This window comes from Streptomyces sp. NBC_01408 (assembly GCF_026340255.1).
Classification (GTDB): domain Bacteria; phylum Actinomycetota; class Actinomycetes; order Streptomycetales; family Streptomycetaceae; genus Streptomyces.
Window position 1 is genome coordinate 754212 of record NZ_JAPEPJ010000003.1, and the last position, 25767, is coordinate 779978.

Annotated in this window: 24 protein-coding genes and 1 riboswitch; of the genes, 13 read left to right on the plus strand and 11 right to left on the minus strand. The window is 71.1% G+C overall.

The window, feature by feature from the left end; all coding sequences use genetic code 11:
• Positions 1-84 precede the first annotated feature (84 nt).
• The 3 genes from OG447_RS30880 (at position 85) to OG447_RS30890 (ending at position 3200) form a co-directional block, all read left to right on the plus strand.
• A complete protein-coding gene (locus tag OG447_RS30880; RefSeq protein WP_266940984.1) occupies positions 85-1170 on the plus strand; it encodes a sensor histidine kinase in 1086 nt (361 codons plus the stop codon).
• A complete protein-coding gene (locus OG447_RS30885) occupies positions 1167-1838 on the plus strand; it encodes a response regulator transcription factor (protein WP_266940807.1) in 672 nt (223 codons plus the stop codon). The genes OG447_RS30880 and OG447_RS30885 overlap by 4 nt, the downstream gene beginning before the upstream one ends.
• Before the next feature lie 147 nt (positions 1839-1985).
• On the plus strand, positions 1986-3200 hold the full coding sequence (locus OG447_RS30890) for a serine hydrolase (protein WP_266940808.1): 1215 nt from the start codon (positions 1986-1988) through the stop codon (positions 3198-3200).
• A 13-nt stretch (positions 3201-3213) separates the two neighbouring features.
• On the opposite strand, the gene OG447_RS30895 is transcribed toward OG447_RS30890, so the two are convergent.
• From OG447_RS30895 to OG447_RS30905, 3 genes are all read right to left on the minus strand, one after another.
• Positions 3214-3723, minus strand: coding sequence for a hypothetical protein (locus tag OG447_RS30895; RefSeq protein WP_266940810.1), 510 nt, complete (start codon positions 3721-3723; stop codon positions 3214-3216).
• Between the two features lie 81 nt (positions 3724-3804).
• Positions 3805-4983, minus strand: a complete 1179-nt coding sequence (locus tag OG447_RS30900; protein ID WP_266940811.1) for a PotD/PotF family extracellular solute-binding protein — start codon at positions 4981-4983, stop codon at positions 3805-3807.
• A 92-nt stretch (positions 4984-5075) separates the two neighbouring features.
• Entirely contained in the window at positions 5076-6515 is a 1440-nt protein-coding gene (locus OG447_RS30905) for a gamma-aminobutyraldehyde dehydrogenase (RefSeq protein ID WP_266940813.1), read from the minus strand.
• 169 nt (positions 6516-6684) lie between these two features.
• On the opposite strand from OG447_RS30905, the gene OG447_RS30910 reads away from it, so the two are divergent.
• The 10 genes from OG447_RS30910 to OG447_RS30955 all read left to right on the plus strand — a co-directional run bounded on the left by OG447_RS30910 (position 6685) and on the right by OG447_RS30955 (position 16475).
• Positions 6685-7188 (plus strand): Lrp/AsnC family transcriptional regulator, encoded by a 504-nt coding sequence (locus OG447_RS30910; protein ID WP_031144106.1) that lies wholly within the window; start codon positions 6685-6687, stop codon positions 7186-7188.
• A 3-nt stretch (positions 7189-7191) separates the two neighbouring features.
• Positions 7192-8553 carry an aspartate aminotransferase family protein gene (locus OG447_RS30915; RefSeq protein ID WP_266940815.1) on the plus strand — a complete coding sequence of 454 codons (1362 nt, stop codon included), beginning with the start codon at positions 7192-7194 and terminating at the stop codon, positions 8551-8553.
• Positions 8554-8728: 175 nt separating this feature from the next.
• Positions 8729-9511, plus strand: coding sequence for an ABC transporter ATP-binding protein (locus OG447_RS30920; RefSeq protein WP_266940817.1), 783 nt, complete (start codon positions 8729-8731; stop codon positions 9509-9511).
• The gene (locus OG447_RS30925; protein WP_266940819.1) at positions 9493-10572 is read left to right on the plus strand and encodes a hypothetical protein; all 1080 of its coding nucleotides are present in this window, start codon (positions 9493-9495) and stop codon (positions 10570-10572) included. Before OG447_RS30920 ends, OG447_RS30925 begins: the two co-directional genes overlap by 19 nt.
• A gap of 26 nt (positions 10573-10598) precedes the next feature.
• Positions 10599-11690, plus strand: a complete 1092-nt coding sequence (locus tag OG447_RS30930; protein WP_266940821.1) for an LOG family protein — start codon at positions 10599-10601, stop codon at positions 11688-11690.
• A gap of 80 nt (positions 11691-11770) precedes the next feature.
• Positions 11771-12682, plus strand: a complete 912-nt coding sequence (locus OG447_RS30935) for a hypothetical protein (protein WP_266940823.1) — start codon at positions 11771-11773, stop codon at positions 12680-12682.
• A gap of 99 nt (positions 12683-12781) precedes the next feature.
• Positions 12782-13426 carry a hypothetical protein gene (locus OG447_RS30940; RefSeq protein ID WP_266940825.1) on the plus strand — a complete coding sequence of 215 codons (645 nt, stop codon included), beginning with the start codon at positions 12782-12784 and terminating at the stop codon, positions 13424-13426.
• A 118-nt stretch (positions 13427-13544) separates the two neighbouring features.
• Positions 13545-13790, plus strand: a complete 246-nt coding sequence (locus OG447_RS30945) for a ferredoxin (RefSeq protein WP_266940827.1) — start codon at positions 13545-13547, stop codon at positions 13788-13790.
• A complete protein-coding gene (locus OG447_RS30950; RefSeq protein WP_266940829.1) occupies positions 13787-15193 on the plus strand; it encodes an NAD(P)/FAD-dependent oxidoreductase in 1407 nt (468 codons plus the stop codon). The genes OG447_RS30945 and OG447_RS30950 overlap by 4 nt, the downstream gene beginning before the upstream one ends.
• Positions 15194-15230: 37 nt before the next feature.
• Positions 15231-16475, plus strand: a complete 1245-nt coding sequence (locus OG447_RS30955; protein WP_266940831.1) for a cytochrome P450 — start codon at positions 15231-15233, stop codon at positions 16473-16475.
• Here the strand turns inward: OG447_RS30955 and OG447_RS30960 are convergent.
• From OG447_RS30960 to pyrH, 8 genes are all read right to left on the minus strand, one after another.
• The gene (locus OG447_RS30960; protein ID WP_266940833.1) at positions 16472-17677 is read right to left on the minus strand and encodes a serine hydrolase; all 1206 of its coding nucleotides are present in this window, start codon (positions 17675-17677) and stop codon (positions 16472-16474) included. The genes OG447_RS30955 and OG447_RS30960 overlap by 4 nt on opposite strands.
• A gap of 144 nt (positions 17678-17821) precedes the next feature.
• Positions 17822-18847 (minus strand): ABC transporter ATP-binding protein, encoded by a 1026-nt coding sequence (locus tag OG447_RS30965; protein WP_266940835.1) that lies wholly within the window; start codon positions 18845-18847, stop codon positions 17822-17824.
• Positions 18847-20463 (minus strand): iron ABC transporter permease, encoded by a 1617-nt coding sequence (locus tag OG447_RS30970; protein ID WP_266940985.1) that lies wholly within the window; start codon positions 20461-20463, stop codon positions 18847-18849. The genes OG447_RS30965 and OG447_RS30970 overlap by 1 nt, the downstream gene beginning before the upstream one ends.
• 95 nt (positions 20464-20558) lie before the next feature.
• Positions 20559-21659, minus strand: a complete 1101-nt coding sequence (locus OG447_RS30975; protein ID WP_266940837.1) for a thiamine ABC transporter substrate binding subunit — start codon at positions 21657-21659, stop codon at positions 20559-20561.
• Positions 21660-21744: 85 nt separating this feature from the next.
• Positions 21745-21854: riboswitch (TPP riboswitch) on the minus strand.
• Between the two features lie 58 nt (positions 21855-21912).
• Positions 21913-23025: a 23S rRNA (adenine(2503)-C(2))-methyltransferase RlmN gene (gene rlmN / locus OG447_RS30980; RefSeq protein ID WP_266940839.1), complete on the minus strand. Its 1113-nt coding sequence runs from the start codon at positions 23023-23025 to the stop codon at positions 21913-21915.
• Between the two features lie 222 nt (positions 23026-23247).
• Positions 23248-24324: a phosphatidate cytidylyltransferase gene (locus OG447_RS30985; protein ID WP_266940841.1), complete on the minus strand. Its 1077-nt coding sequence runs from the start codon at positions 24322-24324 to the stop codon at positions 23248-23250.
• Positions 24324-24881: a ribosome recycling factor gene (gene frr / locus OG447_RS30990; protein WP_030016386.1), complete on the minus strand. Its 558-nt coding sequence runs from the start codon at positions 24879-24881 to the stop codon at positions 24324-24326. The genes OG447_RS30985 and frr overlap by 1 nt, the downstream gene beginning before the upstream one ends.
• An 88-nt stretch (positions 24882-24969) precedes the next feature.
• A complete protein-coding gene (gene pyrH / locus OG447_RS30995; RefSeq protein ID WP_266940843.1) occupies positions 24970-25749 on the minus strand; it encodes a UMP kinase in 780 nt (259 codons plus the stop codon).
• Positions 25750-25767: the final 18 nt, after the last annotated feature.

Here is a 25767-nt window from a genome sequence, read left to right on the forward strand (position 1 = left end):
CGGATCCCGGCCGCGCGGCTGGGCCGGGCCCGGCCGTGGGTCGTGGACCTGGGCCTGACCCTGCTGGTGCAGCTGGCCGTCACGATGCCGTTCGTGCTGCCGCGGGAGCCCGGGCTGCCGCCCGTGACCTGGGGCTCGTACGCGATGACCACGCTGGCCGTGCTGCCGCTGGCGTGGCGGCGGCACCGGCCGGTCACCGTACTGGTGGTGATCCTGCTCGCCGGCGGCATCTACAAGGTGGCGCTCGACGGGCCGGGGCAGCCGCTCCCGTACGCCGGGCTGATCGCCTTCTACACCGTCGCCCTGACGTGCCCCGCCCGGATGCGGGTGGCGGTCGGGGGGCTCTCGGTCCTGACGGTCGCCGCGTCCACGGGTCTGGGGACGGGTACGGCCAGGGAGCTGTCCTTCACCCTGTTCTGTGCGGGCGCGGCCTACGCGTTGGGGCGGCTCCAGTACACCCGGCAGGCCTACACCGCGGCGGTGGAGGACCGGGCGGCGCAGCTGGAGCGGGCCAACCGGATCGAGGCGGAGCAGGCCGTGGCGCGCGAACGGGCCAGGATCGCGCGGGAGATGCACGACATCCTCTCGCACGCCGTCAGCATCATGATCGTGCAGGCGGAGGCCGGTCCGGTGGCGGTGCGGCGGGCGCCGGAGCGGGCGAAGGCGGCCTTCGAGGCCATATCCGAGACCTGCCGGGACGCGATGGTGCAGTTGCGCGCGATGCTGGGGCTGCTCAGGGAGGACGGTCCGGCGCCGCGCGAACCGCAGCCGGGGGTGGCTGCACTGCCCCGGCTGCTGGACCGGGTGCGGCAGGGCGGGCCGCGGATCGCGTACGAGGAGACGGGCGAGGTCCGGGCGCTGGCCCCGGCGGTGGACACGGCCGTGTACCGGATCGTGCAGGAGGCCCTGACGAACGTGGTCAAGCACGCCGCGGCGGGGCGGGTGTCGGTGCGGCTCCACCACACGGCACGGGACCTGACGGTCACGGTCGAGGACGACGGACTGGGTCCCGCGCGGGCCGGCGGCGGGGGTGGCGGGCACGGGCTGATAGGGATCCGGGAGCGGGCGGCCGCGCACGGCGGGACGGCCACGGCCGGTCCCGGCCCGGACGGGCGGGGCTTCTGCCTCAGCGCCGTCCTTGTAACCTCGCGCCAGGAGGTGGGGAGTTGACGATCCGCGTGGTGGTGGCCGACGACCAGGAGCTGGTGCGCAGCGGTTTCGCGATGATCCTCGACGTCCAGGAGGACATCGAGGTCGTGGCGGAGGTGGGGGACGGCGCGGCGGCCGTGGAGGCGGTGGCCCGGCTCGCCCCGGACGTGGCGCTGCTGGACATCCGGATGCCGGTGCTGGACGGGATCGAGGCCTGCCGGACGATCTCGGCGCGGAGCGCGTGCCGGACGGTGATGCTGACGACCTTCGACTCGGACGAGTACGTGTACGAGGCGCTGCACGCGGGGGCGAGCGGGTTCCTGCTCAAGGACGTGCGGCGGGACGACCTGGTGCACGCGGTACGGGTGGTGGCGGCGGGCGAGTCCCTGCTGGCGCCTTCGGTGGCGCGGCGGCTGATCGAGGAGTACACGGCGGCGACGGTGGCGCGGCCCGCCCTGGCGGCGGACCGGCTGGAGGTGCTGACGGCGCGGGAGCGGGAGACGCTGCTGCATCTGGGACGGGGGCTGTCGAACGCGGAGATCGCGGCGGCGCTGGTGGTCAGCGAGCACACGGTGAAGTCGCACGTGGGGAACGTGCTGGCGAAGCTGGGGCTGCGGGACCGGATCCAGGCGGTGATCTGCGCGTACGAGACAGGTCTGATCGCGGCGGGTACTCCCGCTGGGGAGTGAGGGGACGGCGTGTCGCCTCCCTCGCGTGAGGGAGTTGTCGTACCGGTGAAGACCCCTCCCGTGGGTGATCCGCAACCATGCCTCTGACCAGCAGCATTGAGGTCATCGGGGCAGCACGGCCCTGAGGACTCACAGGGGGAGAACACCATGGACGCCAAGACGCGCACGCTGATCGCCGCCGCTCTGGTCCTGGGCATCGCGTCGGGCCCGGCCGTCGCCCACGCGGCGCCGGCCGGGAGGACGGCGGCCGTGTCCTCGGTTCCGGCGCCGCCCGGGAGCGCCTCCGTCTCGACGCCGCCGAACGCGAAGGCCCTGGAGAAGGCGATCGCGGGGCTGGGCGCGCAGCACGGGGAAGCGACGGCCGCACTGGTCCGGGTTGGCGGTACGAGCGGCAGTTGGCGGGGGAGTTCGGGTGTCGCGGACATCCGCAGCGGACGCGAGGCGATCGAGGGGGGCCGGTTCCGGGCCGGTTCGGTGACCAAGACCTTCACCTCGGCGGTCGTGCTGCAGCTGGCGGCCGAGGGCCGGGTGGAGCTGGACCGGCCAGTGCGGGACTACCTGCCGGGCCTCTTCCCCGCGAGCTTCGAAAAGCCGGTCACGGTACGGCAGTTGCTGAACTACACGAGCGGAATCCAGGCGGCGGACGGGCCGGGCGACTCCTTCGAGGCACAGTGGGAGCACCGCTTCGACGTGACCGATCCCCGGCAGCAGATCGCCAACGCCCTGGCAAAGGGCCCGGAGTTCACCGCGGGTGAGGCCCAGCACTACCTGAACATCAACTACACGATCCTGGGCGTGCTGATCGAGAAGCTGACGGGGACGACGTACGAGCGGGCCGTCTCGGAGCGCGTCCTGAGGCCGCTGGGGCTGCGGGACACCTCGTTCCCGGGCCGTTTCCAGACCCGGATACCGGGCCCGCACAACCGTGGCTACCAGGCGCTCACCCGGGCCGACGGCTCTCGGGAGCTGCGCGATGTGACGGTGTGGAACTCCTCGGACCGCTGGGCGGCGGGCGACATGATCTCGACGACGGCCGATCTGGAGCGTTTCACCGTCGCGCTGTTCGACGGGCGGATCGTTCCGAAGGCCCTGCTGAAGGAGACGATGTTCGCCGTGCCGGCAGTGAACGACTTCGAGAGCGGCAAGCCCGCCCAGCTCACGGCCGGCTTCTCCCGGATCGTCCTGCCGGACGGTACGGAGGCCTGGGGCAAGACCGGCGGCCGCCACGGGTACAACACGGTGATAGGTGGCACGCTCGACGGGTCGCGGACCCTGGTCTACTCGGTGAACTCCACCGACGCCAAGGGCAAGGACATGAACCCGGTCGCCCTCGCCGTCGTCCTGGCGGCCTTCGCCGAGTAGCCGGGTAGCCGGGTCAGGCGGCGACCGCGGTCCGGGCCGCGGGTCCGGTCGCGGCCTCCGGTTCGGGCAGGGCTTCAAGGCGCTTGATCATGCGGCGCAGGATCAGCAGCGGGATCACTCCGAAGACGCCGAACGACATGTCGATGACGCTCCACCAGACGGGGATGCCTCGGATCGGGCCACAGATCAGGGCCAGCGGGATGATCCCAGCGCAGGCGATCATGCCCGCCTCGACGATCCAGATGTTGCGTACGGGGTCGCGGTGGACCCCGTAGAAGAAGACGGCGATGCAGAGGTGTGCGAAGGCCAGCCAGTCGGTGCCGTAGAGGAGGAAGGGGTACTCGGCATCGGCCTGGTCCAGGCCGTCCCCGACCCGGTGCAGCCATTCGTTGTCCACCAGGGCGTTGGCCCATCGAAGTTCACTGACCAGCGGGAAGGCGGTGAGTCCACTGAGTACCAGGCAGACGAGGAACAGGACCAGCCAGGCACGGATCCGCCGCTGAAGGGCGCTTCTCTCGCTCATGGGAGACAGCGTACGCCCATTTCTGAACACGTTCAGCAAGTTTCTTGAACATGTTCAGTCCGGTGGCCCGGCCAGCCGTGGTCAGAGTCCGGCGATGGCGTTCCAGCGCTTGGCAAGGGAGCGGCGTTCCGCGGAGGAGATGTCCCTGGCCACGACGAGCCGTCGGCGCATGTCGTCGTCGGGGAAGATCAGCGGGTTCTCGGCCAGTTCGGCGGTCTCCCTGTCCTCGGAGGCGGCCAGGACCTCGCGGGCGGCCGGGACCGGGCAGACGTAGTTGACGGAGGCGGCGAGGTCGGCGGCCACCTCCGGGGCGTAGTAGTAGTCGATCAGGGCCTCGGCATTGGCCTTGTGCCGGGCGAGGTTGGGCACGAGCAGGCTCTCCGCCCAGAGTTCGGCCCCCTCCTCCGGGACGACGAACTCGATGTCCGGGTTGTCGGCCTGGAGCTGGATGGCGTCGCCGGAGTAGGCCTGGCAGGCCAGGACGTCTCCCTTGCTCAGATCGGAGGTGTAGTCGTTGCCGGTGAAGCGGCGGATGTGCTGCTTCTTCACCATGCTCTCGACCTGGTCGCACATCCGGTGGAAGTCTGATTCGGTCCAACGGGTCACGTCCACGCCGTTGCCCTGCATCAGCAGGGCGAAGGACTCGTCGAGGCCGGAGAAGAGGGTGACCTTGCCCGCGAGCTCCGGCCGCCACAGGTCCTGGACCGACTTGATCTCCCGGCCCAGGGCCTTGCGGTTGTAGGCGATGCCGGTGATCCCCGACTGCCAGGGGACGGTGTGCAGCCGGCCCTCGTCGAAGGCGGGGGAACGCAGCTGGGGGTCCAGGTGCGTGGTCACGTTGGGCTGCGCCGAGCGGTCCATCTTCTGGGCCCACCCCAGGTGGACGAAGCGCGCGGCCATCCAGTCGCTGACCACGACCAGGTCGTGGCCCGTCTCCTGGCGGTTCATCAGGGCCGGGCTGACCTTGCCGAAGAACTCGTCGTTGTCGTTGATCTCCTCGGTGTACCGGACCTCGATGCCCGTCCGCTCCGAGAAGGCCTCCAGCGTCGGACGGCGCTCCTCGTCCTCCTCGTCGGTGTCGATGTACAGCGGCCAGTTGGAGAAGGAGACGGCACGGTCCCGCTCGGACCTGTCGAGCCCTTCCCGCCGGTCCTCGGGGACGTAGGCGGCGGGCACTCCGCATCCGCACAGGGCGGCCAGCAGACCCGTGGCACCGAGGCCGCGCAGTGCGGCGCGGCGGGAGAAGGCGAGTTCAGGCATGGGCACAGCCTCGGTGAACGCGAAAGGACGGGCAATAGACATGTTGTCTACCGCCCGCCCCTTCAGCGCTGTGCTCTGACCGGTGCGGCCGGTCAGCTGTCGAGCGAGGTCATCACGTGCTTGATGCGCGTGTAGTCCTCGAAGCCGTAGGCGGAGAGGTCCTTGCCGTAGCCGGACTTCTTGAAGCCGCCGTGCGGCATCTCGGCGACGAGCGGGATGTGGGTGTTGATCCACACGCAGCCGAAGTCGAGGTTCTTGGACATCCGCATCGCGCGGCCGTGGTCCTTGGTCCACACCGAGGAGGCGAGGGCGAACTCGACGCCGTTCGCGTACTCCAGGGCCTGGGCCTCGTCCGTGAAGGACTGGACGGTGATGACGGGGCCGAAGACCTCGTTCTGGATGATCTCGTCGTCCTGCTTGAGGCCGGATACCACGGTCGGGGCGTAGAAGTAGCCCTTCTCGCCGACCTGGTGGCCGCCCGCCTCGACCTTGGCGTGGGCGGGAAGGCGCTCGATGAAGCCCGCGACCTGCTTGAGCTGGTTCGGGTTGTTCAGCGGGCCGTAGAGCACGTCCTCGTCGTCCGGCTGACCGGTCTTGGTGTCGGCGGCGGCCTTGGCCAGCGCGGACACGAACTCGTCGTGGATCGAGCGGTGCACGAGCACGCGGGTGGCGGCGGTGCAGTCCTGACCGGCGTTGAAGTAGCCGGCGACCGCGATGTCCTCGACGGCCTTGGCGATGTCGGCGTCCTCGAAGACCACGACGGGGGCCTTGCCGCCGAGCTCCAGGTGGACGCGCTTGACGTCCTTCGAGGCGCTCTCGGCGACCTGCATACCGGCGCGCACCGAACCGGTGATGGAGGCCATCGCCGGGGTGGAGTGCTCGACCATGGCCTTGCCGGTCTCGCGGTCACCGCAGATGACGTTGAAGACGCCCTTGGGCAGCACCGAGTCGATGATCTCCGCCATCAGGACGGTGGAGGCCGGGGTGGTGTCCGAGGGCTTGAGCACCACGGTGTTGCCCGCGGCGATGGCCGGGGCGAACTTCCACACAGCCATCATCATCGGGTAGTTCCACGGCGCGACCTGGGCGCAGACACCGACCGGCTCACGGCGGATGATCGAGGTCATGCCCTCCATGTACTCGCCGGCCGAGCGGCCCTCGAGCAGGCGGGCGGCACCCGCGAAGAAGCGGATCTGGTCCACCATCGGCGGCAGCTCCTCGCTGGCCGTGAGGCCCAGCGGCTTGCCGGTGTTCTCCGATTCGGCGGCGACGAGCTCGTCCGCGCGCGCCTCGAAGGCGTCCGCGATCTTCAGCAGGGCCTTCTGGCGCGCCGAGGGTGTGGTGTCGCGCCAGCCCGGGAAGGCCGCCGCGGCGGCCGCCATGGCGGCGTCGACATCGGCCTGGCCCGAGAGCGGGGCGGTGGCGTACGCCTCGCCGGTGGCGGGGTTGACCACCTCGGTGGTCCGCCCGTCGGCGGCGTCCTTGAACTCCCCGCCGATGTAGTTGCGCAGACGACGCAGTTCGGTGGTCACTCCAGCCACACTCCTGATCACATGTCCAACGATTGAGACGAATCCCAAGCCTAGCTCCTCGGCCGACGCTTTCGACAGGGCCAGACTCCATGAACTACGAAATCAGTGAGATCCGAGCTCTCAAACAACGGATTTCATCGATTCCGTCTTGCGGAACAGACGACTCCTCGTGCACAGTGAGGTCGTGGTCAGTCGAAGCGCAGATTCCAGGAACAGACAACCGTCCCCTTCGGTCGATGCTGTGTCCCTGGCGATCATCGAGCAACTGCAGGAGGACGGTCGCCGTCCCTACGCAGCGATCGGCAAGGCCGTCGGCCTGTCGGAAGCAGCCGTGCGTCAGCGCGTGCAGAAGCTCCTCGACCAGGGCGTCATGCAGATCGTCGCCGTCACCGACCCGCTCACCGTGGGCCTGCGACGCCAGGCCATGGTCGGGATCAACGTCGAGGGAGACCTCGACCCGGTGGCGGACGCACTCACCGCGATGGCGGAGTGCGAGTACGTGGTGATGACCGCAGGATCGTTCGACCTGATGGTGGAAATCGTCTGCGAGGACGACGACCACCTGCTCGAGACGATCAACAAGAAGATCCGCACGCTCCCCGGCGTGCGATCAACCGAAAGCTTCGTTTACCTGAAGCTGAAGAAGCAGACCTACATGTGGGGAACTCGATAGCCCGTGAGCCAGGACCTCTCCAAGACCGCGTACGACCACCTGTGGATGCACTTCACCCGCATGTCGTCCTACGAGAACGCACCCGTCCCCACCATCGTGCGTGGTGAGGGCACCTACATCTTCGACGACAAGGGCAAGCGCTACCTCGACGGTCTCGCCGGACTGTTCGTGGTCAACGCCGGTCACGGCCGCAAGGAACTGGCCGAGGTCGCCTACAAGCAGGCCCAGGAACTCGCGTTCTTCCCCATCTGGTCGTACGCGCACCCCAAGGCCGTCGAGCTCGCCGAGCGCCTCGCCCACTACGCCCCGGGCGACCTGAACAAGGTCTTCTTCACCACCGGCGGCGGCGAGGCCGTCGAGACGGCCTGGAAGCTCGCCAAGCAGTACTTCAAGCTCCAGGGCAAGCACACCAAGTACAAGGTCATCTCGCGTGCGGTCGCCTACCACGGCACCCCGCAGGGCGCCCTGTCCATCACCGGCCTGCCGGCCCTGAAGGCCCCCTTCGAGCCGCTGGTCCCCGGCGCGCACAAGGTCCCGAACACCAACATCTACCGCGCCCCGATCTTCGGCGACGACCCCGAGGCCTTCGGCCGCTGGTGCGCCGACCAGATCGAGCAGGAGATCCTCTTCGAGGGCGCCGACACCGTCGCGGCCGTCTTCCTGGAGCCCGTGCAGAACGCCGGCGGCTGCTTCCCGCCGCCGCCCGGCTACTTCCAGCGCGTCCGCGAGATCTGCGACCAGTACGACGTGCTGCTCGTCTCCGACGAGACGATCTGCGCCTTCGGCCGCCTCGGCACGATGTTCGCCTGCGACAAGTTCGACTACGTGCCGGACATGATCACCTGCGCCAAGGGCATGACCTCGGGCTACTCCCCGATCGGCGCCTGCATCATCTCGGACCGCCTCGCCGAGCCGTTCTACAAGGGCGACAACACCTTCCTGCACGGCTACACCTTCGGCGGCCACCCGGTCTCCTCTGCGGTGGCGCTGGCCAACCTCGACATCTTCGACAAGGAAGGCCTGAACCAGCACGTGCTGGACCAGGAGGGCAACTTCTTCAACACCCTGAAGAAGCTGCACGACCTGCCGATCGTCGGCGACGTCCGCGGCAACGGCTTCTTCTACGGCATCGAGCTCGTCAAGGACAAGACCACCAAGGAGTCCTTCACGGACGAGGAGACGGAGCGCGTGCTCTACGGCTTCCTCTCCAAGGCGCTCTTCGAGAACGGCCTGTACTGCCGCGCCGACGACCGAGGCGACCCGGTCATCCAGCTCGCGCCGCCGCTGATCGCCGACCAGGGCACCTTCGACGAGATCGAGGGCATCCTGCGCAGCGTGCTCACCGAGGCGTGGACCAAGCTCTGAGCGGTCCCTGAGCACCGACTGGTCCGACCACGCGGCCCGGATCCTCCGTTCGAGTGAGAACGCGGGGGTCCGGGCCGTGTGCTGTCACCATCCAAGACGTTCATCTCTTTACATCTCAGTGCGGCCCAGTGACCGAACGGGTTCCGCTTCGTTCCCCCGGACGGAGGTGTACGCCATGGTGGCTCCCACGGACAATGCCCCGCCCGACAGCGCCCCACCCCAGGACGATCTGCTCTGGGCGCGGTCCCTGCACTACTCCCACAGCGGCTCACCCGGCCTCGTCGGGATCTCCGTCGGAGTCCGCCAGGGCGAGATCCTGGCCCTGACCGGCCCGCGCGGCTGCGGCAAGACCACCCTGCTGCGCTGCCTGTCCGGGCAGCTGCTGCCCGAGCAGGGCGAGGTCTGGTTCAACAGCGTTCCCGTGCACACCATGGGCACCGCGGCCCGCGAACGCCTGCGCCGCGACCGGTTCGGCTGGATCGGCCCCGAGCCGCAGCTGCTGCCCGAGCTCAGGGTGTGGGAGAACGCGGCCCTGCCGCTGCTGATGGCCGGCGCCTCGCACCGCAGCGCCCGGCACGCCGCCTGCGCGTGGCTGGACCGCCTCGAGATCGGCGGCTTCGCCCGCAAGCGCCCCGGCGCCCTCACCCACGCCGAGTCCCAGCGCGTCGCCCTGGCCCGGGCCCTGGTCAACGAGCCCGCGGTGGTCTTCGCCGACGAGCCCACGGCCCCGCTGCACCGGGCCGAGCGCGCCCGCCTGCTCCGTACGCTGACCACCGCGGCCCGCTCGCACGGGATCACCGTGCTGCTGGCCACCCACGACGAGGAGACCGCGGCCGTCGCCGACCGCCACCTGGCCCTGCTCGACGGCCGGCCCGCCGCGACCGCCGTCGCCGCGGGCACCGGGTCCGCCTCCTCCGAGACCCCGGAGGGCCAGGCCGCGTGCTCGCTCTCCGCCTAGCCCGCGGCTCCCGTCCGCTCGTCCAGCTGCGCCGGCTGCTGGTCGCGGCGGCCTCGGCCGGTACCGGGTTCCTGCTGCTGTACGTGCTCGCGGAGGCCTTGGAGCGGCCCGCTGGATCGTTCCCTCGGCTGCTGTGGGCCCTGGTCCCGCTGGCCGCCACCGTCCACTTCGCCGTCGCCGTGGCCCGGGCCGACCCCGCGACGCGGCCCCGGGAGGGACTGGACACCGCCGGGCTGGGTCCCGTACGGCTCACCCTGGTCGCGGCGATCTCCACCGCCGTCGCCTGCACCCTCGGCAGCGCCCTGGCCCTGGCCGCCTTCCTCCACCTGCGCGGGGACCTGGCCGGGCTGCCCTTCGACGGAGCGGGGGGCTCGCTGCTCCACGCCGACCGGCCGCTGCCCGTCGCGGCCGCCCTCACCCTGCTGGCCCTGGTCCCGCTGGCCGCCTCGGGCGCCACCGCCCTCGCCCTGCGGCCGGGCAGCCGCCGCCCGCTCACCCCGCAGACCGCGCTGCCCTGGGGGATCGCCGTCACCGCGTGCGGGCTGGCCGTCGAGGCGTACGCGGGCCGGGACGGCGCCGGGATGCTGACCGGCTGGTCCCTGACCGCGATCGGGCTCGCTCTCGCCGGACCGGGTCTCGCCTACGCCTGCGGGACCCTGATGGCCGCCGCCCGCCCCGGCGCGCTGCGGCTGCTCGCCGGACGGGCCCTGCAGGAGGAGGCCGTCCGGCTGGGCCCGCCGCTGGGCGTGCTCTGCGCGATCGGTGCCGGAGCACTCAGCGCCCTGGCCCTGCGTGACCGGGGCGGCCTGATCCTGCCGCTGGGTCCGCTGTCGGGGCCGGCCGCCGCGCTGGTCGCTCTGTGCGCCGCCGCGACCCTTCTCACATCCGCGGTGGAGGCCCGCCAGGCCCGTACCGCCGGCCGGGAGGCGCTGCTCGACCTGGGCACTCCGGCCAAGGTCCTGCGTACGGCCGCGAGTTTGCGGGCCACGGCACTGGTCGCCGTGTGCGCGCCGGTCTGCTGGGGTGTGGCGCAGCTGACGTCCCTGGCCCTGACCCACTGAGGCGGGCAGCCCTTAGGGTGGGCCGAATGGTCAACGCAGACATCGAGATCGAGACGCTCGCCGAATTCGACCAGGTCGTGGCCCGCGGCTCGCTCAGCGGCTACCGGATCCAGTCGGTCAACCTGCTGGAGCGGACCTTCGCGCTGCTGTCCGCCGACACCTCGGCGGCCGTGTTCCTGGGCTGCGCGATGGAGCCCGACGCCTCGGTGAAGGTCCGCGCCGACGGCGCCCTGGTCTTCCCGCCCGTGCCGGACCTGCCCTTCAACCCGTACCGCGGTCTGCTCTACACGCCCGAGGAACTGTTCGCGGGACTGCCCGCCGGGTACGAGGCCACCCCGGACGCCCAGGCGTACGCCTGGTTCCAGGAGACCAGGTCCGACGCGGACATCTTCTCCTCGATGCTGCGCTCCATCCACGACGACGCCATCTCCGACGCCCTCGACGAGCACCTCACGGGCGCCCCGGTCGTGGGCGTGATGGGCGGCCATGCCATGTCCCGGGGCGGCGCGGAGTACCGCGGCGCGGCGGAGCTGGGCCGGACCCTGACCCGGTCCGGGCTGACGGTGGCCACCGGCGGCGGACCCGGCGCGATGGAGGCGGCGAACCTCGGCGCCTACCTGGCCCCGGCCCCCGACGAGGCACTCCCGGAAGCGCTGGAGCTGCTGGCCAAGGCCCCCTCCTTCGAGCCGTCGGTGTCCGACTGGGCGCGCGCGGCCTTCGCCGTACGGGACCGCTGGCCCGGCGGCGGCGACTCCGTGGGCATCCCGACCTGGTTCTACGGCCACGAGCCGCCGAACGCCTTCGCCGGCCACGTCGCGAAGTACTTCGCGAACGCCACCCGGGAAGACGGGCTGCTGGCCCGTTCCACCGCGGGCGTGGTCTTCCTGCCGGGCGCCGCGGGCACGGTCCAGGAGATCTTCGACAACGCGACGCCGAACTACTACGGGTCGCGCGGCCCGGCGACGCCGATGGTCCTGGTCGGCCGCACCCACTGGACCGAGCACCTCCCGGCGTGGCCCCTGCTCCAGGCACTGGCGCGCGGCCGCGCCATGGAGTCCCGGATAGCCCTCGTCGACTCGGTGGACGAGGTTCCGGCGGCACTCGCCGGAATGCATTGACCCGTCGAGGCAACTTCCCCGCCGATTCCAGCGTCTGGCAGAGGTACCGCACAACCTGCCAGACGTGAACGGAGCCCTTGGTGCTCATAGGTTTGTTGACCGCTGTCGCGGCGTCCATCTGCTACGGCACGGGATCCGTCCTGCAAGCCGTGGGATCGCGCCGCGCCGCCCGGATGTCCCCGACTGCCTCCGGGGTGACCGCGCACGGCGGCCCCAACCTGTCGTCCACCGCCAAGGCGGCGATGACCTGGGAATTCATCATCGGGACGATCCTGGACTTCGTGGGCTTCGGCCTGGGGGCGCTCGCCGCCCGGATGCTGCCCCTGTTCCTCTCCCAGACCGTGATCAGCGCCAACCTGGTGATCACGGCGGTGCTCAGCGTGAAGATGCTCGGCATCCGGCTCACCCGTAAGGAATGGGCCTCGATCGGGGTCGTCTGCACGGCGCTGGTGCTGCTGGCGACGGCCGCGGGCCACGAGGGCGGCCACCACGCGCCGATGTCCACGCACTGGTGGCTGCTCGCCGTGACCCTGCTGATCATCGTGGGCGGCACCGTCGCCGTACGCTTCCTGGGCTCGCGGGCCGCGATCCTGGCGGGTCTGCTGTCGGGGCTGGCCTTCGGCGCGCTGGGCGTCGGCGTCCGGATCCTGAACGGCATCGACCCGTTCGACCTGGGCGCCTTCCTCTCCGACCCGGCCCTCTACGCCATCCTGATCGCGGGCTTCGGCGGCATGTACCTGCACACGGTCGCCCTTCAGATCGGCTCGGTGAACGGCGCGACGGCGGCCCTGGTCGTCGGCGAGACCGTGCTCCCGGGGGCGATCGGTGTCCTCTGGCTGGGTGACGCCTCCCGCCCCGGCCTGGCCTGGCTGGCCGTGCTCGGCTTCGTCCTGGCCGTGACGGGCGCCGTGGCCGTCGCCTGGTTCGGCAACCACGAAGGCGCCGAGGAGGAGGCCGAGGCCCCGGTCCCGGCCCCGGCCCCGGTCGGCTGACCCTCCGGCCGACCGGGCGCCATCACCCGGTCGGCCGTCCCCGGTGGTGGCACGGCGGCGGCTGCCGCTTGCTGGACCGGGGGAGAGAGCGAGGGGCCCGTGGAGCCCACGACCGATCGGCTGAAGACACCGCGAGCCGCCGGAACGGCCGGAGTCGCCTTCGCCCTGCTGCTCGCGGCGGCGATCGTCCTGATGCGGATCGCCATCCCGTCGGGGGACGCCGCCGACGCGCCCATCGACCCGGACCGCCGCTGGGCCATCCGGGTGGCCCTGGAGATCGTGCCCTTCGCCGGCATCTTCTTCCTGTGGTTCATGGGCGCCCTGCGCGCCCACACGGGCGAGGCCGAGGACCGGTTCATCGCCACCGTGTTCCTCGGCAGCGGCTTCCTCTTCGTCGCCACCCTGTTCGTCGCCTCCGCGGCGGCCGGCACCGTGCTGGAGGAGGGCACCCCCTCCGACTTCGGCCGTCACTACGCCTACATCGTCCTCTCTACCTACTCGATGCGGATGGCGGCCGTCTTCGTCCTCGCGACCTCGACCATCGGGCGGCTGCTCGGCGTCTTCCCCCGGCCGCTGGCCCTGCTGGGCTCCGTCGTCGGCCTGGTCCTGATCATCGTGGGGTCGGGCGTGCCCTGGTCCGAGCTCCTGTTCCCGGCCTGGGCGCTGATCATCAGCGTCTACATCCTGCGCGCCCGGCGCGGCACCCCTCCGCGGCCCGGTCCGACGGGGCCTGACCTGCTGTGACCTGGGGATCTCCGGTCCAACGGGCGATCCCGGGAACCCACGCGCATGCTGGGGGAAAGGGAGGGGCGGGGGGCCGGGGGTGACGGGGATGATCAGGCCAGCGAAAGGCAGATCCGTCATGAGGCTTGTCGTCGACCTCAACCGCTGCCAGGGGTACGCGCAGTGCGCCTTCCTCGCTCCCGACGTGTTCGCCATGCACGGCGACGAGTCGCTGCTGTACAACCCGGAGGCGGCTGCCGAGCAGCGGGAGAACGTCGCCCGCGCCGTGGCCGCCTGTCCGGTCGGCGCCATCCTGGTGGAGTACACGGACGAGGACCTGGAAGCCGTGACCGGGGCCGCGGCCCACTCCGGAGGCGCGCGGTGACCGGTCGAGGAGCACACGACGGAGCCCTGGAGTGGCTGAAGCGCGAGGGCCGCATCGTCGTGGTCGGCGCTTCGCTGGCCGGTCTGCGCGCCGCCGAGACCATGCGCGAGAAGGGCTTCGCCGGTTCGCTCACGATGATCGGCGACGAACCGTACGAGCCGTACGACCGGCCCCCGCTGTCCAAGCAGGTCCTGCTGGGCAACGCGGTCGCCGACCACACCGCGCTCCCCCGCCGCCGGGCGATCGACGCCGACTGGCGCCTCGGGGTCCCCGCCACCGGCCTGGACATGGCCGCCCACCGGGTCCGGCTGGGCAACGGCGACGAGGTCGAGTACGACCGGCTGCTGATCGCGACCGGTGTCCGGGCCCGGCCGTGGCCCAACGCGGACGAGGGCGCCCTCGACGGGGTCTTCGTGCTGCGCACCCGGGACGACGGCGAAGGACTGCAACGGGCCCTCGCCGCCGGTCCCCGCCGGGTGCTCGTCATCGGAGCCGGATTCACCGGCTCCGAGATCGCCTCCGCCTGCCGGGAGCGCGGCCTGGACGTCACCGTCGCCGAACGGGGCGCCGCGCCGCTGGTCGGCGCGCTCGGCGGGGTGATCGGGGAGGTCGCGGCGGAGATGCACCGCGAGCACGGGGTCGACCTGCGCACCGGGGTCATGGTGACCGGGCTGGAGGGCGACCCCTCGGGGCGGGTCCGCGCCGCCCACCTCTCCGACGGGTCCACGGTCGAGGCCGACGTGGTGGTCGTCTCGCTGGGCGCGCAGCGCAACACCGAGTGGCTCACGGGTTCCGGACTGGGCGCGGGTCCCCGGGGCATCGCCTGTGACGCGGGCTGCCGGGCCTTCGACATCCGGGGCATCGTCACCGACGACATCTATGTGGCGGGTGACGTGGCACGCTCCCCGCACGCCCTGTTCGGCTACCAGTTCCTGTCGCTGGAGCACTGGGGCAACGCCGTCGCGCAGGCCGACACGGCGGCGCACAACATGCTCAGCGAGAGCGCGGACCGCCGCCCCCACCTGTGGGTCCCGGCGTTCTGGTCCTCCCAGTTCGGCGTGAACATCAAGTCGGTCGGGGTGCCGCCGATGGGGACGGAGATCCTCATCACGCAGGGCTCGCGCGCCGAGCGCAGGTTCGCGGCCGTGTACGGCTACCAGGGGCGCGTGATCGCCGCCGTCACCTTCGACCAGTGCCGGTGGCTCCCGTTCTACGAGCAGCAGATCGAGACGACCGCGCCGTTCCCGCCGCCCTTCTCCACGGTGGACCGCAGGCCGGAGGGGAGCAAGCCGATGCCGGCGGACTTCCCCGACCCGTCGGTGCCGACCCACGGGCCGACCATCACCCTCAGCGGATACTCGCCGGCCGACCGGAAGATGACCTTCACCCCCGCGCACCACTGACCACCGCGCCCTCCCCCGAGGATCACGAGGACCCGTCATGACACAAGCCCTCCTGCGGGAGATCATCGACTACGCGAACCGCGCGAACCCGTACCCGCTGTACGAGGAGCTCCGCAAGACGCCGGTCTCCCACGACGGGGACGGTCCGTACGTCGTCAGTACGTACTACGAGATCCAGAGCCTCCTTCACGACCCCCGCATCAGCTCCGACGCCCGCAACCTGAAGGCGACCGGGGACGATCCGCTGGGCCAGTCCGAGGACGAGGGTGCGACCCTGCCCCCGTCCTTCCTCAAGCTCGACCCGCCGGACCACGACCGGCTGCGGCGGATGACGAACCGGCCGTTCGGGCCGCCGCACGCCCCGCACCGGGTGCACGACATGCGGGAGGAACTCGGCGACCTCGTGTCCGGGCTCATCGACGGCATCGTCACCACCGGGAACCTGGACCGGATCGACCTGGTCGACCAGTTCGCGTACCCGTTCCCGGTCTCGGTCATCTGCAGGCTGCTCGGGGTGCCCCGCGAGGACGAGCCGCGCTTCCACGTGTGGGCGGAGGCCCTCGCCGCCAGCCTGGACCCCGACCCGGACGCGGACCCCACCCAGCACGGCAAGGGCGCCATGGACGCGCGCATGGAGCTGGGCATGTACCTGGCCGGGCTGATCGAGGAGCGCCGCAAGAACCCCGGCGACGACATGCTGTCCCAGCTGGCGACGGCGGAGGGCCCGGACGGGTCGATGACCACCATGGAGGTGCTCAGCACCTCCGCGCTGCTGCTGATCGCGGGCCACGAGACCACGGTCAACCTGATCACCAACGGCATGCTGACCCTGCTGCGCCACCCGGACGTCCTCCAGCGGCTGCGCGGCGAACCGGAGCTGGCCGTGCCGATCGTCGAAGAGCTGCTGCGGTACGAACCGCCCGTGCAGCTGCTGCCCCAGCGCAGCACCCTCTCCGACATCGAGGTCGCCGGGGTCACCATCCCCAAGGGCGCGTCCCTGTGGCTGATCCTGGCGTCCGGGAACCGGGACCCGAAGCGCTTCGAGCATCCGGACCGCTTCGATCCGGACCGCAAGGACATCCAGCACCTGGGCCTCGGCAGCGGGATCCACAGCTGCTTCGGGGCTCCGCTGGCCCGCCAGGAGGCCCAGCTGGCGCTGAGCGAGCTGGCCCGCAGGCTGGAGAACCCGCAGCTGCTCCAGGACCCGCCCCCGTACCGCCAGAACGCGGTCCTGCGCGGCCCCCGCCACCTGCTGGTCTCCTGCGACGGCGTCCGCCCCTAGGGGGTGTCCGTCCCCCGGCCGCCGAAGGCGGCGAGGGACAGGCGCTGGGCCACCGCGGGGGCGCCGCCGGCGGACGACGACGTGCCCATCGCGTAGACCGCGCGCCGGTTCAGGTCCCGGGAGGCGAAGACACCGCTGCGGTACCCCGGATCGGAGCCCGTCTTGCCCCACAGGACAGAGCCGTCGGGCAGCGGCACGGACATCAGGCCGACGCTGTAGCAGGCCGTGCCCCTGCCGGGTCCGGTGTTGCAGTTCGAGGCGTCGGCGTACGGCAGCGGCTTCCCGTCGGCGCCCTTCGGCACGGTGAACAGCTCCGCCGCCTGCGCCGGGCGCAGCAGTCGGCCGTCGAACAGGCCGGAGATGAAGCGGTCCAGGTCGGCCGTGGTGGAGGTCATGCTCGTGGGCAGTCCGCCCTGCACGTTGACGTCGACCGGCTCGCCGTCGCCCTTCAGCAGGTAGCCGGGCAAGTAGGGCCGGGGCACCGGCGTGCTGCGGCCCGGCGTGGCGGGCCTGGTCTCGCGCATCCCCAGCGGCTTCAAGATGCGGGCGGTCACCTCGTACTGGAACGGGTGGCCGGTGATCTCCTCGATGAGCTTGCCCGCGACGCGGTACCCGAAGGAGTTGTACTCCTGCCGGGTCCCCGGGCGGAAGCGCGGGCCCGGGGCCGGCCTGCCCTCGGGACGGAGCGTCCGCTCGATCACCTCGTCGAAGGTGAGGTAGTCGAGGCGGCGCTCGATCTCCTCGTCCGGCGAGCCGTCCGGGGCGCCCTCGAAGTCCTGGGGCAGGCCGCTGGTGTGGTTGAGCAGCTGCCGCACACTGATCGGTTCCTCGAACCGGCTGTCCGGCAGCAGTCCGGGCAGGTAGTGCTGGACGCTCCGGTCCAGGTCGACGCGGCCCTCGGCGGACAGCTGGAGCAGGATCACCGCCTCCATGGGCTTGGTGACGCTGCCGATGCGGAAGTGCGCGTCGGGGCTGACCCGCTTGCCGGTGACGACGTCCCCGGATGTGCCGCGCCAGGTCCGTCCGTCCTTGTGCACCTCGGCCACGACACCGGCGGCGCCGTCTCCCGGGCGCACGGCGATCGCCTCGCGCAGCGCGGCGTGGTCGAGGGCCGGGGCGGAGCCGGCGGTGGCCGCGTGCGCGGGAGCGGCGAGACCGAACGCCAGGGCGGCGGTCAGGGGCAGGGCTGCGAGACGGCGCATGGGAAGACTCCACTCGGAACGCGATGATCAAGTCCCTGCGAGTCTGTCCGCCCGGATCCGCCCGCTTCGTCGGGGATCACCCCACCTCCACCCTGAGCGGCCCCTGACGCCACATCAGGGAAATCCAGGATTCCCCGTGGCCGCTCAGGGCGCCGCCGGCAGGACGACCACCTCGGCCGGGGCGAAGGAGGCCCTGACCCGGTCGCCCGCGGCCGGGGCCCCGGCCAGTCCGCACTCCGCCTCCAGCTCCGGGCCCGACACCGGCCGCAGCAGCAGTGCGACGTGCGTCCCCCGGAAGGTCCGCGACAGGACTTCGCAGGCCAGCCCGTCCTCCCCGAGCAGGACCCCGGCCGGCCGGATCAGCAGCTGCCGCTCCCCCTCCGGGGATCCGGCGGGCACCGGTACCTTGCCCCACGGGGTGTCCGCGGCCCCGCCCGACACCGTCGCGGGGACCACGTTCTCGAAGCCCAGGAACCGCGCCACGAACTCGGAGGCCGGCCGCTGCCACACCTCCAGCGGGGTCCCGGCCTGGGCGATCCGCCCGTCGCGCATCACCACCACCCGGTCGGCCAGCGCGAAGGCCTCGCCCTGGTCGTGGGTGACGGCCAGCACCGTCGTGCCCAGCCGGGAGAACAGCCCGCGCAGCTCCACCACGAGCCGCTCGCGCAGCCCCCGGTCGAGCTGGCCCAGCGGCTCGTCCAGCATCAGCAGCCGGGGCGCCGGCGCCAGGGCCCGGGCCAGGGCGACCCGCTGCTGCTCGCCGCCCGACAGGGAGGCCACCGCCCGGCCCTGGGCACCGGGCAGGCCGACCAGTTCGAGCAGCTGCGCGACCTGGGCCTCGTACGCCGCCCGGCCGGCGCCCCGCATCCGCAGCCCGAAGGACACGTTCGCGCCGACGTCCCGGTGCGGGAACAGCTGGTGGTCCTGGAACATCAGGCCCACGCCCCGCCGGTGCACGGGCACGCCCGCCTGGTCGGCCCCGCCCAGCAGGACCCGGCCGGCGGACACCTGCTGGAGCCCGGCGACGACCCTCAGCAGGGTGGACTTGCCGCTCCCGCTCGGGCCCAGCACGCACACGGTCTCGTGCTCGGCGACCGCGAGGTCCACGGCGTCCACCACCGCGCGCTCACCGAAGCGGACCGACACCCCTTCCAGCTGAAGCAGTGTCATCAGAACTCTCCGGAGGTCTTGTCGGGGCGCAGTCGCTCCAGCACCAGCAGGGCCACCGCGCACACCAGCATCAGGATCGTGCTCAGGGCCATCGCCTGCCCGTAGTTCAGCTCACCGGCCCGCCCCAGCAGCCGCGCCACCGCCACGGGCAGCGTCGGCTGGTCCGCCCGGGCGATGAAGACGGTCGCGCCGAACTCGCCCAGCGAGACGGCGAAGGCGAAGCCCGCGGCGATCAGTAGGGCCCGCCGCACCAGCGGCAGGTCCACCTCCCGCCAGGCCCGCAGCGGGGACGCGCCGAGCACGGCGGCCGCCTCCCGTAGCCGTCCGTCCACGGCCCGCAGCACCGGCAGCATGGTCCGTACGACGAACGGCACACCCACCAGTGCCTGCGCCAGCGGCACCAGGATCCACGAGGTCCGCAGGTCCAGCGGCGGCTCGTCCAGCGTGATCAGGAATCCGAAACCCACCGTCACGGCGGACACCCCGAGCGGGAGCATCAGCAGCGCGTCGAAGCCACGCACAAAACGGCCGCCGCGCCGGGTCAGCGCCGCTGCGGCCAGCCCGCCGATGACCAAGGCGATGCCGGTGGCGGCGAGCGCGTACCGCAGCGAGTTCCAGATGGCCTCCAGCGGCGGCACCAGGAAGGTTCCGCCCCCGGCGGTCACGTCCTGGAGGGCTTGGTAGAAGCCGAACCCGTACCCGCCGGGGGCGTCGAAGGACCGTTCCACCAGGACGGCCAGCGGCGCCACGATCAGCAGCGCCACCGTCAGCAGCACCCCGCCCAGCAGGGCGCGCTGGGCCCAGCCGGCCGGCCGGTGCGTGGTGCGGCCCGGGTCCACCAGCCGCAGCGCCGTCTCCCGCTTGCGCACGGTCCAGGCGTGCACGGCGAGAATCCCGCCGATCGCGGCGAACTGGACCATCGTCAGCACGGCGGCGGTGGGCAGGTCCAGGAGCTGCGCGGTCTGCCGGTAGACCTCCACCTCCAGGGTGGAGTACGCGGGCCCGCCCAGGATCAGTACGACGCCGAAGGAGCTGAAGGTGAACAGGAACACCATCAGCGAGGCGGCGGCCACCGCCGGTGCCAGCGCGGGCAGCGTCACCCGCCGCCAGGCGGCGAACCGCCCCGCGCCCAGTACCCGGGCGGCCTCTTCCTGACGCGGGTCCAGCTGCCCCCACAGCCCGCCGACGGTCCGTACGACGACCGCGTAGTTGAAGAAGACGTGCGCGAGCAGGATCGCCCAGACGGTGGTGTCCAGCCGGACGCCCCACAGCTCGTCCAGCAGTCCGCCGCGGCCGACCAGCGCGAGGAAGGCCGTGCCGACCACCACGGTCGGCAGGACGAAGGGGATGGTGACCAGGGCCCGCAGGAGCTGCTTGCCGGGGAACTCGAAGCGCGCGAAGACGTACGCGCCGGGGAGTGCGATCAGCAGCGTGAGCACGGTGGAGGCGAGCGCCTGCCAGGTGGTGAACCACAGCACGTCGGCGATGTCGGGCCGGGCCAGCACTTCGCCGACGCGGCCGAACTGCCAGCCGTCGTCGGTCTTGAGGCCGCGGCCGACGATCGCGGCGACGGGGTAGGCGAAGAACAGCCCGAAGAAGGCGAGGGGCAAGGCCATCAGGGCGAGCCGCACCGCGACCGCCCGCCGGCCCTCGCCGGTACCGGAGCCCGGCGCGGCACCCCCCGGCGCCGTGCCCGACTCCTCGGTACCGTCTACTTCACGACGAGCGAGGTCCATGCCTTGACCCACTGCTCACGGTTCTTGGCGATGGTCTCCGGCGTGACGTTCTCCGGCTTCTCGATCACCACACCGTGCTTCGTGAACAGCTCCGGCAGGGAAGCGTCCTTCGTCACCGGGTTCACGAACATGTTGAGCGGCATGTCCTCCTGGAACTTCTTGCTGATCAGGAAGTCGAGGAGCGCCTTGCCGCCCTCCTCGTTCTTGGCTCCCTTCAGCAGACCCGCGAACTCGGTCTGACGGAAGCAGGTGCCGGTGGAGACACCCGTCGGGGCCTCGGCCGGCTGCGGCTCGCCGTACAGCACCTCGACCGGCGGGCTGGAGGCGTAGGAGACGACCAGCGGGCGGTCGCCCTTGGCCTTCTTGCCGCCGGCGGAGCCGGAGAAGCGCTCGTTGTATGCCTGCTCCCAGCCGTCGACGACCTCGACGCCGTTGGCCTTCAGCTTGCTCCAGTAGTCCTTCCAGCCCTCCTCGCCGTACTTGCCGACGGAGGCGAGCAGGAAACCGAGGCCGGGCGAGGAGGTCGCGGCGTTCTCGGTGACCAGCAGGTTCTTGTACTCGGGCTTGATCAGGTCGTCCAGCGTCTGCGGCGGGGCGATCTTCTTCTCGGCGAAGTAGGCCTTGTCGTAGTTGACGCAGATGTCGCCGGAGTCGACGGGGGTGACCCGGTGCTCCTTGTCGAGCTGGAACTCCGGCTTCACCTCGCCCAGGCCCTTGGCCTCGTACGGCGTGAAGATGCCGTTGTCGAGGGCGCGCGAGAGGAGCGTGTTGTCCACGCCGAAGAAGACGTCGCCGCGCGGGGAGCCCTTGGTGAGGATCTCCTGGTTCAGCGCCGCACCCGCGTCCCCGGACTTCAGCACCTTGACGGTGTAGCCGCTCTGCTGCTCGAACTCCTTGAGGACCGCTTCGGTCGCGTTGAAGGAGTCGTGGGAGACGAGCGTGACGGTCTTCGGCTTCGGGGCGTCGCTCGCGCCCGCGGGCTTGTCCTTGGTGTCGCCGCCTCCGCAGGCGCTCAGCGTGGTGACGCCCAGCGCGGCCGCGAGCGCGGCGCCCGCGATCTTCTTGGTGGTGCTCACTGGTGATTCCTCCTGGGATGACCAGGAGAAGACGCGGCCCTGCCCGGCGCTCTTGAAGGAGCGGACGCCGGGCAGGGCGCAACAGCTTGAGTGATGACCGAACTTCCTACCCCGAATGACCGGGGCGAGGTTCAGAGGGTCTGCGGATTGACGGTCCCGCACTCTCAGCGCTGTGGCGCTCCCCTGTCGGAATATGAAATTGGTTCGGCCACAGGGTACCCCGCGGCCGAATGTGATCGGCCAAAAGCGGAAGCTAGCGCTCCGAAGCGGCCAGCTGACCGCAGGCGCCGTCGATCTCCTGGCCGCGGGTGTCCCGTACGGTCACGGGCACGCCGTGCCGGGCGATCGCCTCGACGAAGGCCTTCTCGTCCTCGGGCCGCGAAGCGGTCCACTTCGAGCCCGGCGTCGGGTTCAGCGGGATGAGGTTGACGTGCACACGCTTGCCCTTGAGCAGCTTGCCGAGCAGGTCACCGCGCCAGGCGTGGTCGTTGATGTCGCGGATCAGCGCGTACTCGATGGAGATCCGGCGGCCCGACTTCTCGGCGTACTCCCAGGCCGCGTCGAGGACCTCACGGACGTTCCACCGCGTGTTCACGGGCACGAGGGTGTCGCGCAGCTCGTCGTCGGGCGCGTGCAGCGAGACCGCGAGGCGGCACTTGAAGCCCTCGTCGGCGAAGCGCAGCATGGCCGGGACCAGGCCGACGGTGGAGACGGTGATGCCACGCTGCGACAGGCCCAGGCCGTCGGGCTCCGGGTCGGTGAGACGGCGGATGGCGCCGACGACCCGCTTGTAGTTGGCCAGCGGCTCGCCCATGCCCATGAAGACGATGTTCGAGAGCCGGGCCGGACCGCCCGGCACCTCGCCGTCGCGCAGGGCGCGCATGCCGTCGACGATCTGGTGCACGATCTCGGCGGTGGTGAGGTTGCGGTCGAGGCCCGCCTGGCCGGTGGCGCAGAACGGGCAGTTCATCCCGCAGCCGGCCTGCGAGGAGATGCACATGGTGACCCGGTCCGGGTAGCGCATCAGCACGGACTCGACGAGCGTGCCGTCGTGCAGCTTCCACAGGGTCTTGCGGGTGGTGTCGCTGTCGCAGCTGATGTGCCGCACGACGTTCATCAGGTCCGGCAGGAGCTCCTGCTGGAGCTTGGCGCGGGACGCGGCGGGGATGTCGGTCCACTCGGCCGGGTCGTGCGCGTACCGGGCGAAGTAGTGCTGGGAGAGCTGCTTGGCACGGAACGGCTTCTCGCCGATCGCTGCGACCGCCTCGCGGCGCTCCTCGGGAGTGAGGTCGGCGAGGTGCCGGGGCGGCTTCTTGGCTCCGCGCGGGGCGACGAAGGTGAGCTCTCCCGGAACAGGGCGGGCCATGGCAGGTACTCCTTGTAAGACGAAAGGCGCGCCGCAGAAGCAGCGCGCCTTCCAAGAGTAACCGCCCGGCGCATGACGCCGCCTTTTCGCAGGTCAGCACGTGTACGGGACAGCCGGACGGCGGGACGGCAGGTCAGCCGGTGCCGACGAACGCCGCCAGCAGCAGCGCTGTATCCGATATGCGGCTCCGCCGCGTGGCACCGGAGCCGTCGGCAGCAGGGCTCAGCCAGTGCCCACGAACGCCGCCAGCAGCAGCCACACCACCGGCGCGGTCGGCAGGAGCGAGTCCAGCCGGTCCATGATGCCGCCGTGGCCGGGCAGGAGCGTGCCCATGTCCTTGATGCCCAGGTCCCGCTTGATCATCGACTCGCCGAGGTCGCCCAGCGTCGCGCTGACCGCGACCGCGAGCCCCAGCAGGAGGCCCTGCCACCAGGCCCCGCCGTCGATGAGGAACTCCATGCACAGCGCGCCCGCCGCCATCGCGAAGGCCACCGCACCGAGCAGCCCCTCGCGGGTCTTGCCGGGGCTGATGCGCGGCGCGAGCTTGTGCTTGCCGAACCGCCAGCCCACCGCGTAGGCCCCCGTGTCGCTGACCACGGTCAGGACCAGGAAGGTGACCACGCGCTGCGGCCCGTCGTCGGCGGTGAGCAGCATCGTGACGAAGGTCGCGAGGAACGGGACGTAGAACGCCGCGAAGACACCGGCCGTGACGTCCTTGAGGTAGTCCTCGGGCGGTTCGGTCATCCGCCAGACAAGGACCCCCAGCGCGGTCAGGGCCATGGCCACCCAGGCACCCTCGGCCCCGCGGACGTATCCGGCGATGACCATGGCCGCGCCACCGACCGCGAGCGGTACCAGCGGGGCCTTGATGCCCTTCTTCTCGTGGAGCCTGGAGGTCAGCTCCCACAGGCCCACGACGACCGCGACGACGACGACGCCGACGAAGACCGCCTTGACGATGAACAGCGAGGCGAAGATCACCGCGCCGAGACCGACGCCGACCCCTATGGCGGCACGCAGGTCCCGCCCGGCGCGCTTCTTGGGCGGCGGGGGCGAGGCGTCCTGCGGCTGCGGGGCATGCGGAGGCGGGGGGCTGGGCATGGGCTCCTGCGGCGGCGTATCGGCGCGGAAGAGGAGGCCGCCGTTCGCGACGGCCCCCCGATCGCGTGCTTCCCGGTCGTCGAAGTCACGGCCGGCGGCATCGGGCACGATGGGCATGGGCCGAGTGTGCGGGCCCACCTGCGCATCGTATGCGGGACCCGCCGGAACCGGCTCCGGCTGCCAGGAAGTGTCGTTCATCAGACTTCGAGGAGCTCGGCTTCCTTGTGCTTGAGCAGCTCGTCCACCTGCGCGACGTACTTCGCGGTGGTGTCGTCGAGCTCCTTCTCGGCGCGGCGCACCTCGTCCTCGCCGGCCTCCTTGTCCTTGACCAGCTTGTCGAGGGCGTCCTTGGCCTTGCGGCGGACGGCTCGCAGCGAGATCTTGGAGTCCTCGGCCTTGGTGCGCGCGACCTTGATGTACTCCTTGCGGCGGTCCTGCGTCAGCTCGGGGAACGTCACCCGGATGATGCTGCCGTCGTTGCTCGGGTTGACACCGAGGTCGGAGTCGCGGATCGCCTGCTCGATGTTGCGCAGGGCGCTCTTGTCGAACGGGGTCACGATCGCCATGCGCGGCTCGGGCACCGAGAAGGAGGCGAGCTGGTTGATGGGCGTGATGGCGCCGTAGTACTCCGCCACGATCTTGTTGAACATCGCCGGGTGCGCACGACCGGTGCGAATCGCGGCGAAGTCTTCCTTGGCGACGACGACGGCCTTTTCCATCTTCTCCTCGGCCTCGAGGAGGATCTCTTCGGTCACCACGTGCTCCTGCATGTCTTGAATGGATGGTTCGGGCGGGCGGGCAGGACGGGCCGAGCCGGACAGGCTCGGCCCGGCAGCGGACTGCTCAGGCCCGGGTTCCCTGATCGCTGACGAGCGTGCCGATCTTCTCACCCTTGACGGCGCGGGCGATATTGCCCTCGGCGAGCAGCTCGAAGACGAGGATCGGCAGCTTGTTGTCACGGCACAGGGTGATGGCGGTGGCGTCGGCGACCTTGAGGTCGCGGGAGAGCACCTCGCCGTACTCCAGCGCGTCGAACTTCACCGCGTCCGGGTTCTTCTTCGGGTCGGAGTCGTAGACCCCGTCGACACCGTTCTTGCCCATGAGCAGGGCTTCGGCGTCGATCTCCAGGGCGCGCTGGGCGGCCGTGGTGTCGGTGGAGAAGTACGGCATGCCCATACCGGCGCCGAAGATGACGACGCGGCCCTTCTCCAGGTGCCGCACGGCGCGGAGCGGGATGTACGGCTCCGCGACCTGGCCCATGGTGATGGCGGTCTGCACGCGGGAGTCGATGCCCTCCTTCTCCAGGAAGTCCTGGAGGGCGAGGCAGTTCATCACGGTGCCGAGCATGCCCATGTAGTCGGACCGGGCCCGGTCCATGCCGCGCTGCTGGAGCTCGGCGCCGCGGAAGAAGTTGCCGCCGCCGATCACGATGGCGATCTCCGCGCCGTCGCGGACCACCGCGGCGATCTCACGCGCGATGGCGTGGACGACGTCGGGATCGACTCCGAGCCCTCCGCCACCGGAGAAGGCCTCGCCCGACAGCTTCAGCATGAAGCGGCGGCCCTTCTTGTCCTGGTCGCTCTTGTCGTCGGATGCGGTGTGGGGGTCCACGCCCTGATTCATGGAGATCTCCTCGTGCAC

Bases quoted from the DNA above. Each gene is read 5' to 3' on its own strand.
- OG447_RS30880 (WP_266940984.1), top strand. From the start codon at position 85: ATGCCGTTCGTGCTGCCGCGGGAGCCCGGGCTGCCGCCCGTGACCTGG.
- OG447_RS30890 (WP_266940808.1), top strand. From the start codon at position 1,986: ATGGACGCCAAGACGCGCACGCTGATCGCCGCCGCTCTGGTCCTGGGC.
- OG447_RS30895 (WP_266940810.1), bottom strand. From the start codon at position 3,723: ATGAGCGAGAGAAGCGCCCTTCAGCGGCGGATCCGTGCCTGGCTGGTC.
- OG447_RS30900 (WP_266940811.1), bottom strand. From the start codon at position 4,983: ATGCCTGAACTCGCCTTCTCCCGCCGCGCCGCACTGCGCGGCCTCGGT.
- OG447_RS30920 (WP_266940817.1), top strand. From the start codon at position 8,729: ATGGTGGCTCCCACGGACAATGCCCCGCCCGACAGCGCCCCACCCCAG.
- OG447_RS30930 (WP_266940821.1), top strand. From the start codon at position 10,599: ATGGTCAACGCAGACATCGAGATCGAGACGCTCGCCGAATTCGACCAG.
- OG447_RS30945 (WP_266940827.1), top strand. From the start codon at position 13,545: ATGAGGCTTGTCGTCGACCTCAACCGCTGCCAGGGGTACGCGCAGTGC.
- OG447_RS30955 (WP_266940831.1), top strand. From the start codon at position 15,231: ATGACACAAGCCCTCCTGCGGGAGATCATCGACTACGCGAACCGCGCG.
- OG447_RS30960 (WP_266940833.1), bottom strand. From the start codon at position 17,677: ATGCGCCGTCTCGCAGCCCTGCCCCTGACCGCCGCCCTGGCGTTCGGT.
- OG447_RS30965 (WP_266940835.1), bottom strand. From the start codon at position 18,847: ATGACACTGCTTCAGCTGGAAGGGGTGTCGGTCCGCTTCGGTGAGCGC.
- OG447_RS30970 (WP_266940985.1), bottom strand. From the start codon at position 20,463: ATGGCCTTGCCCCTCGCCTTCTTCGGGCTGTTCTTCGCCTACCCCGTC.
- rlmN (WP_266940839.1), bottom strand. From the start codon at position 23,025: ATGGCCCGCCCTGTTCCGGGAGAGCTCACCTTCGTCGCCCCGCGCGGA.
- OG447_RS30985 (WP_266940841.1), bottom strand. From the start codon at position 24,324: ATGAACGACACTTCCTGGCAGCCGGAGCCGGTTCCGGCGGGTCCCGCA.
- pyrH (WP_266940843.1), bottom strand. From the start codon at position 25,749: ATGAATCAGGGCGTGGACCCCCACACCGCATCCGACGACAAGAGCGAC.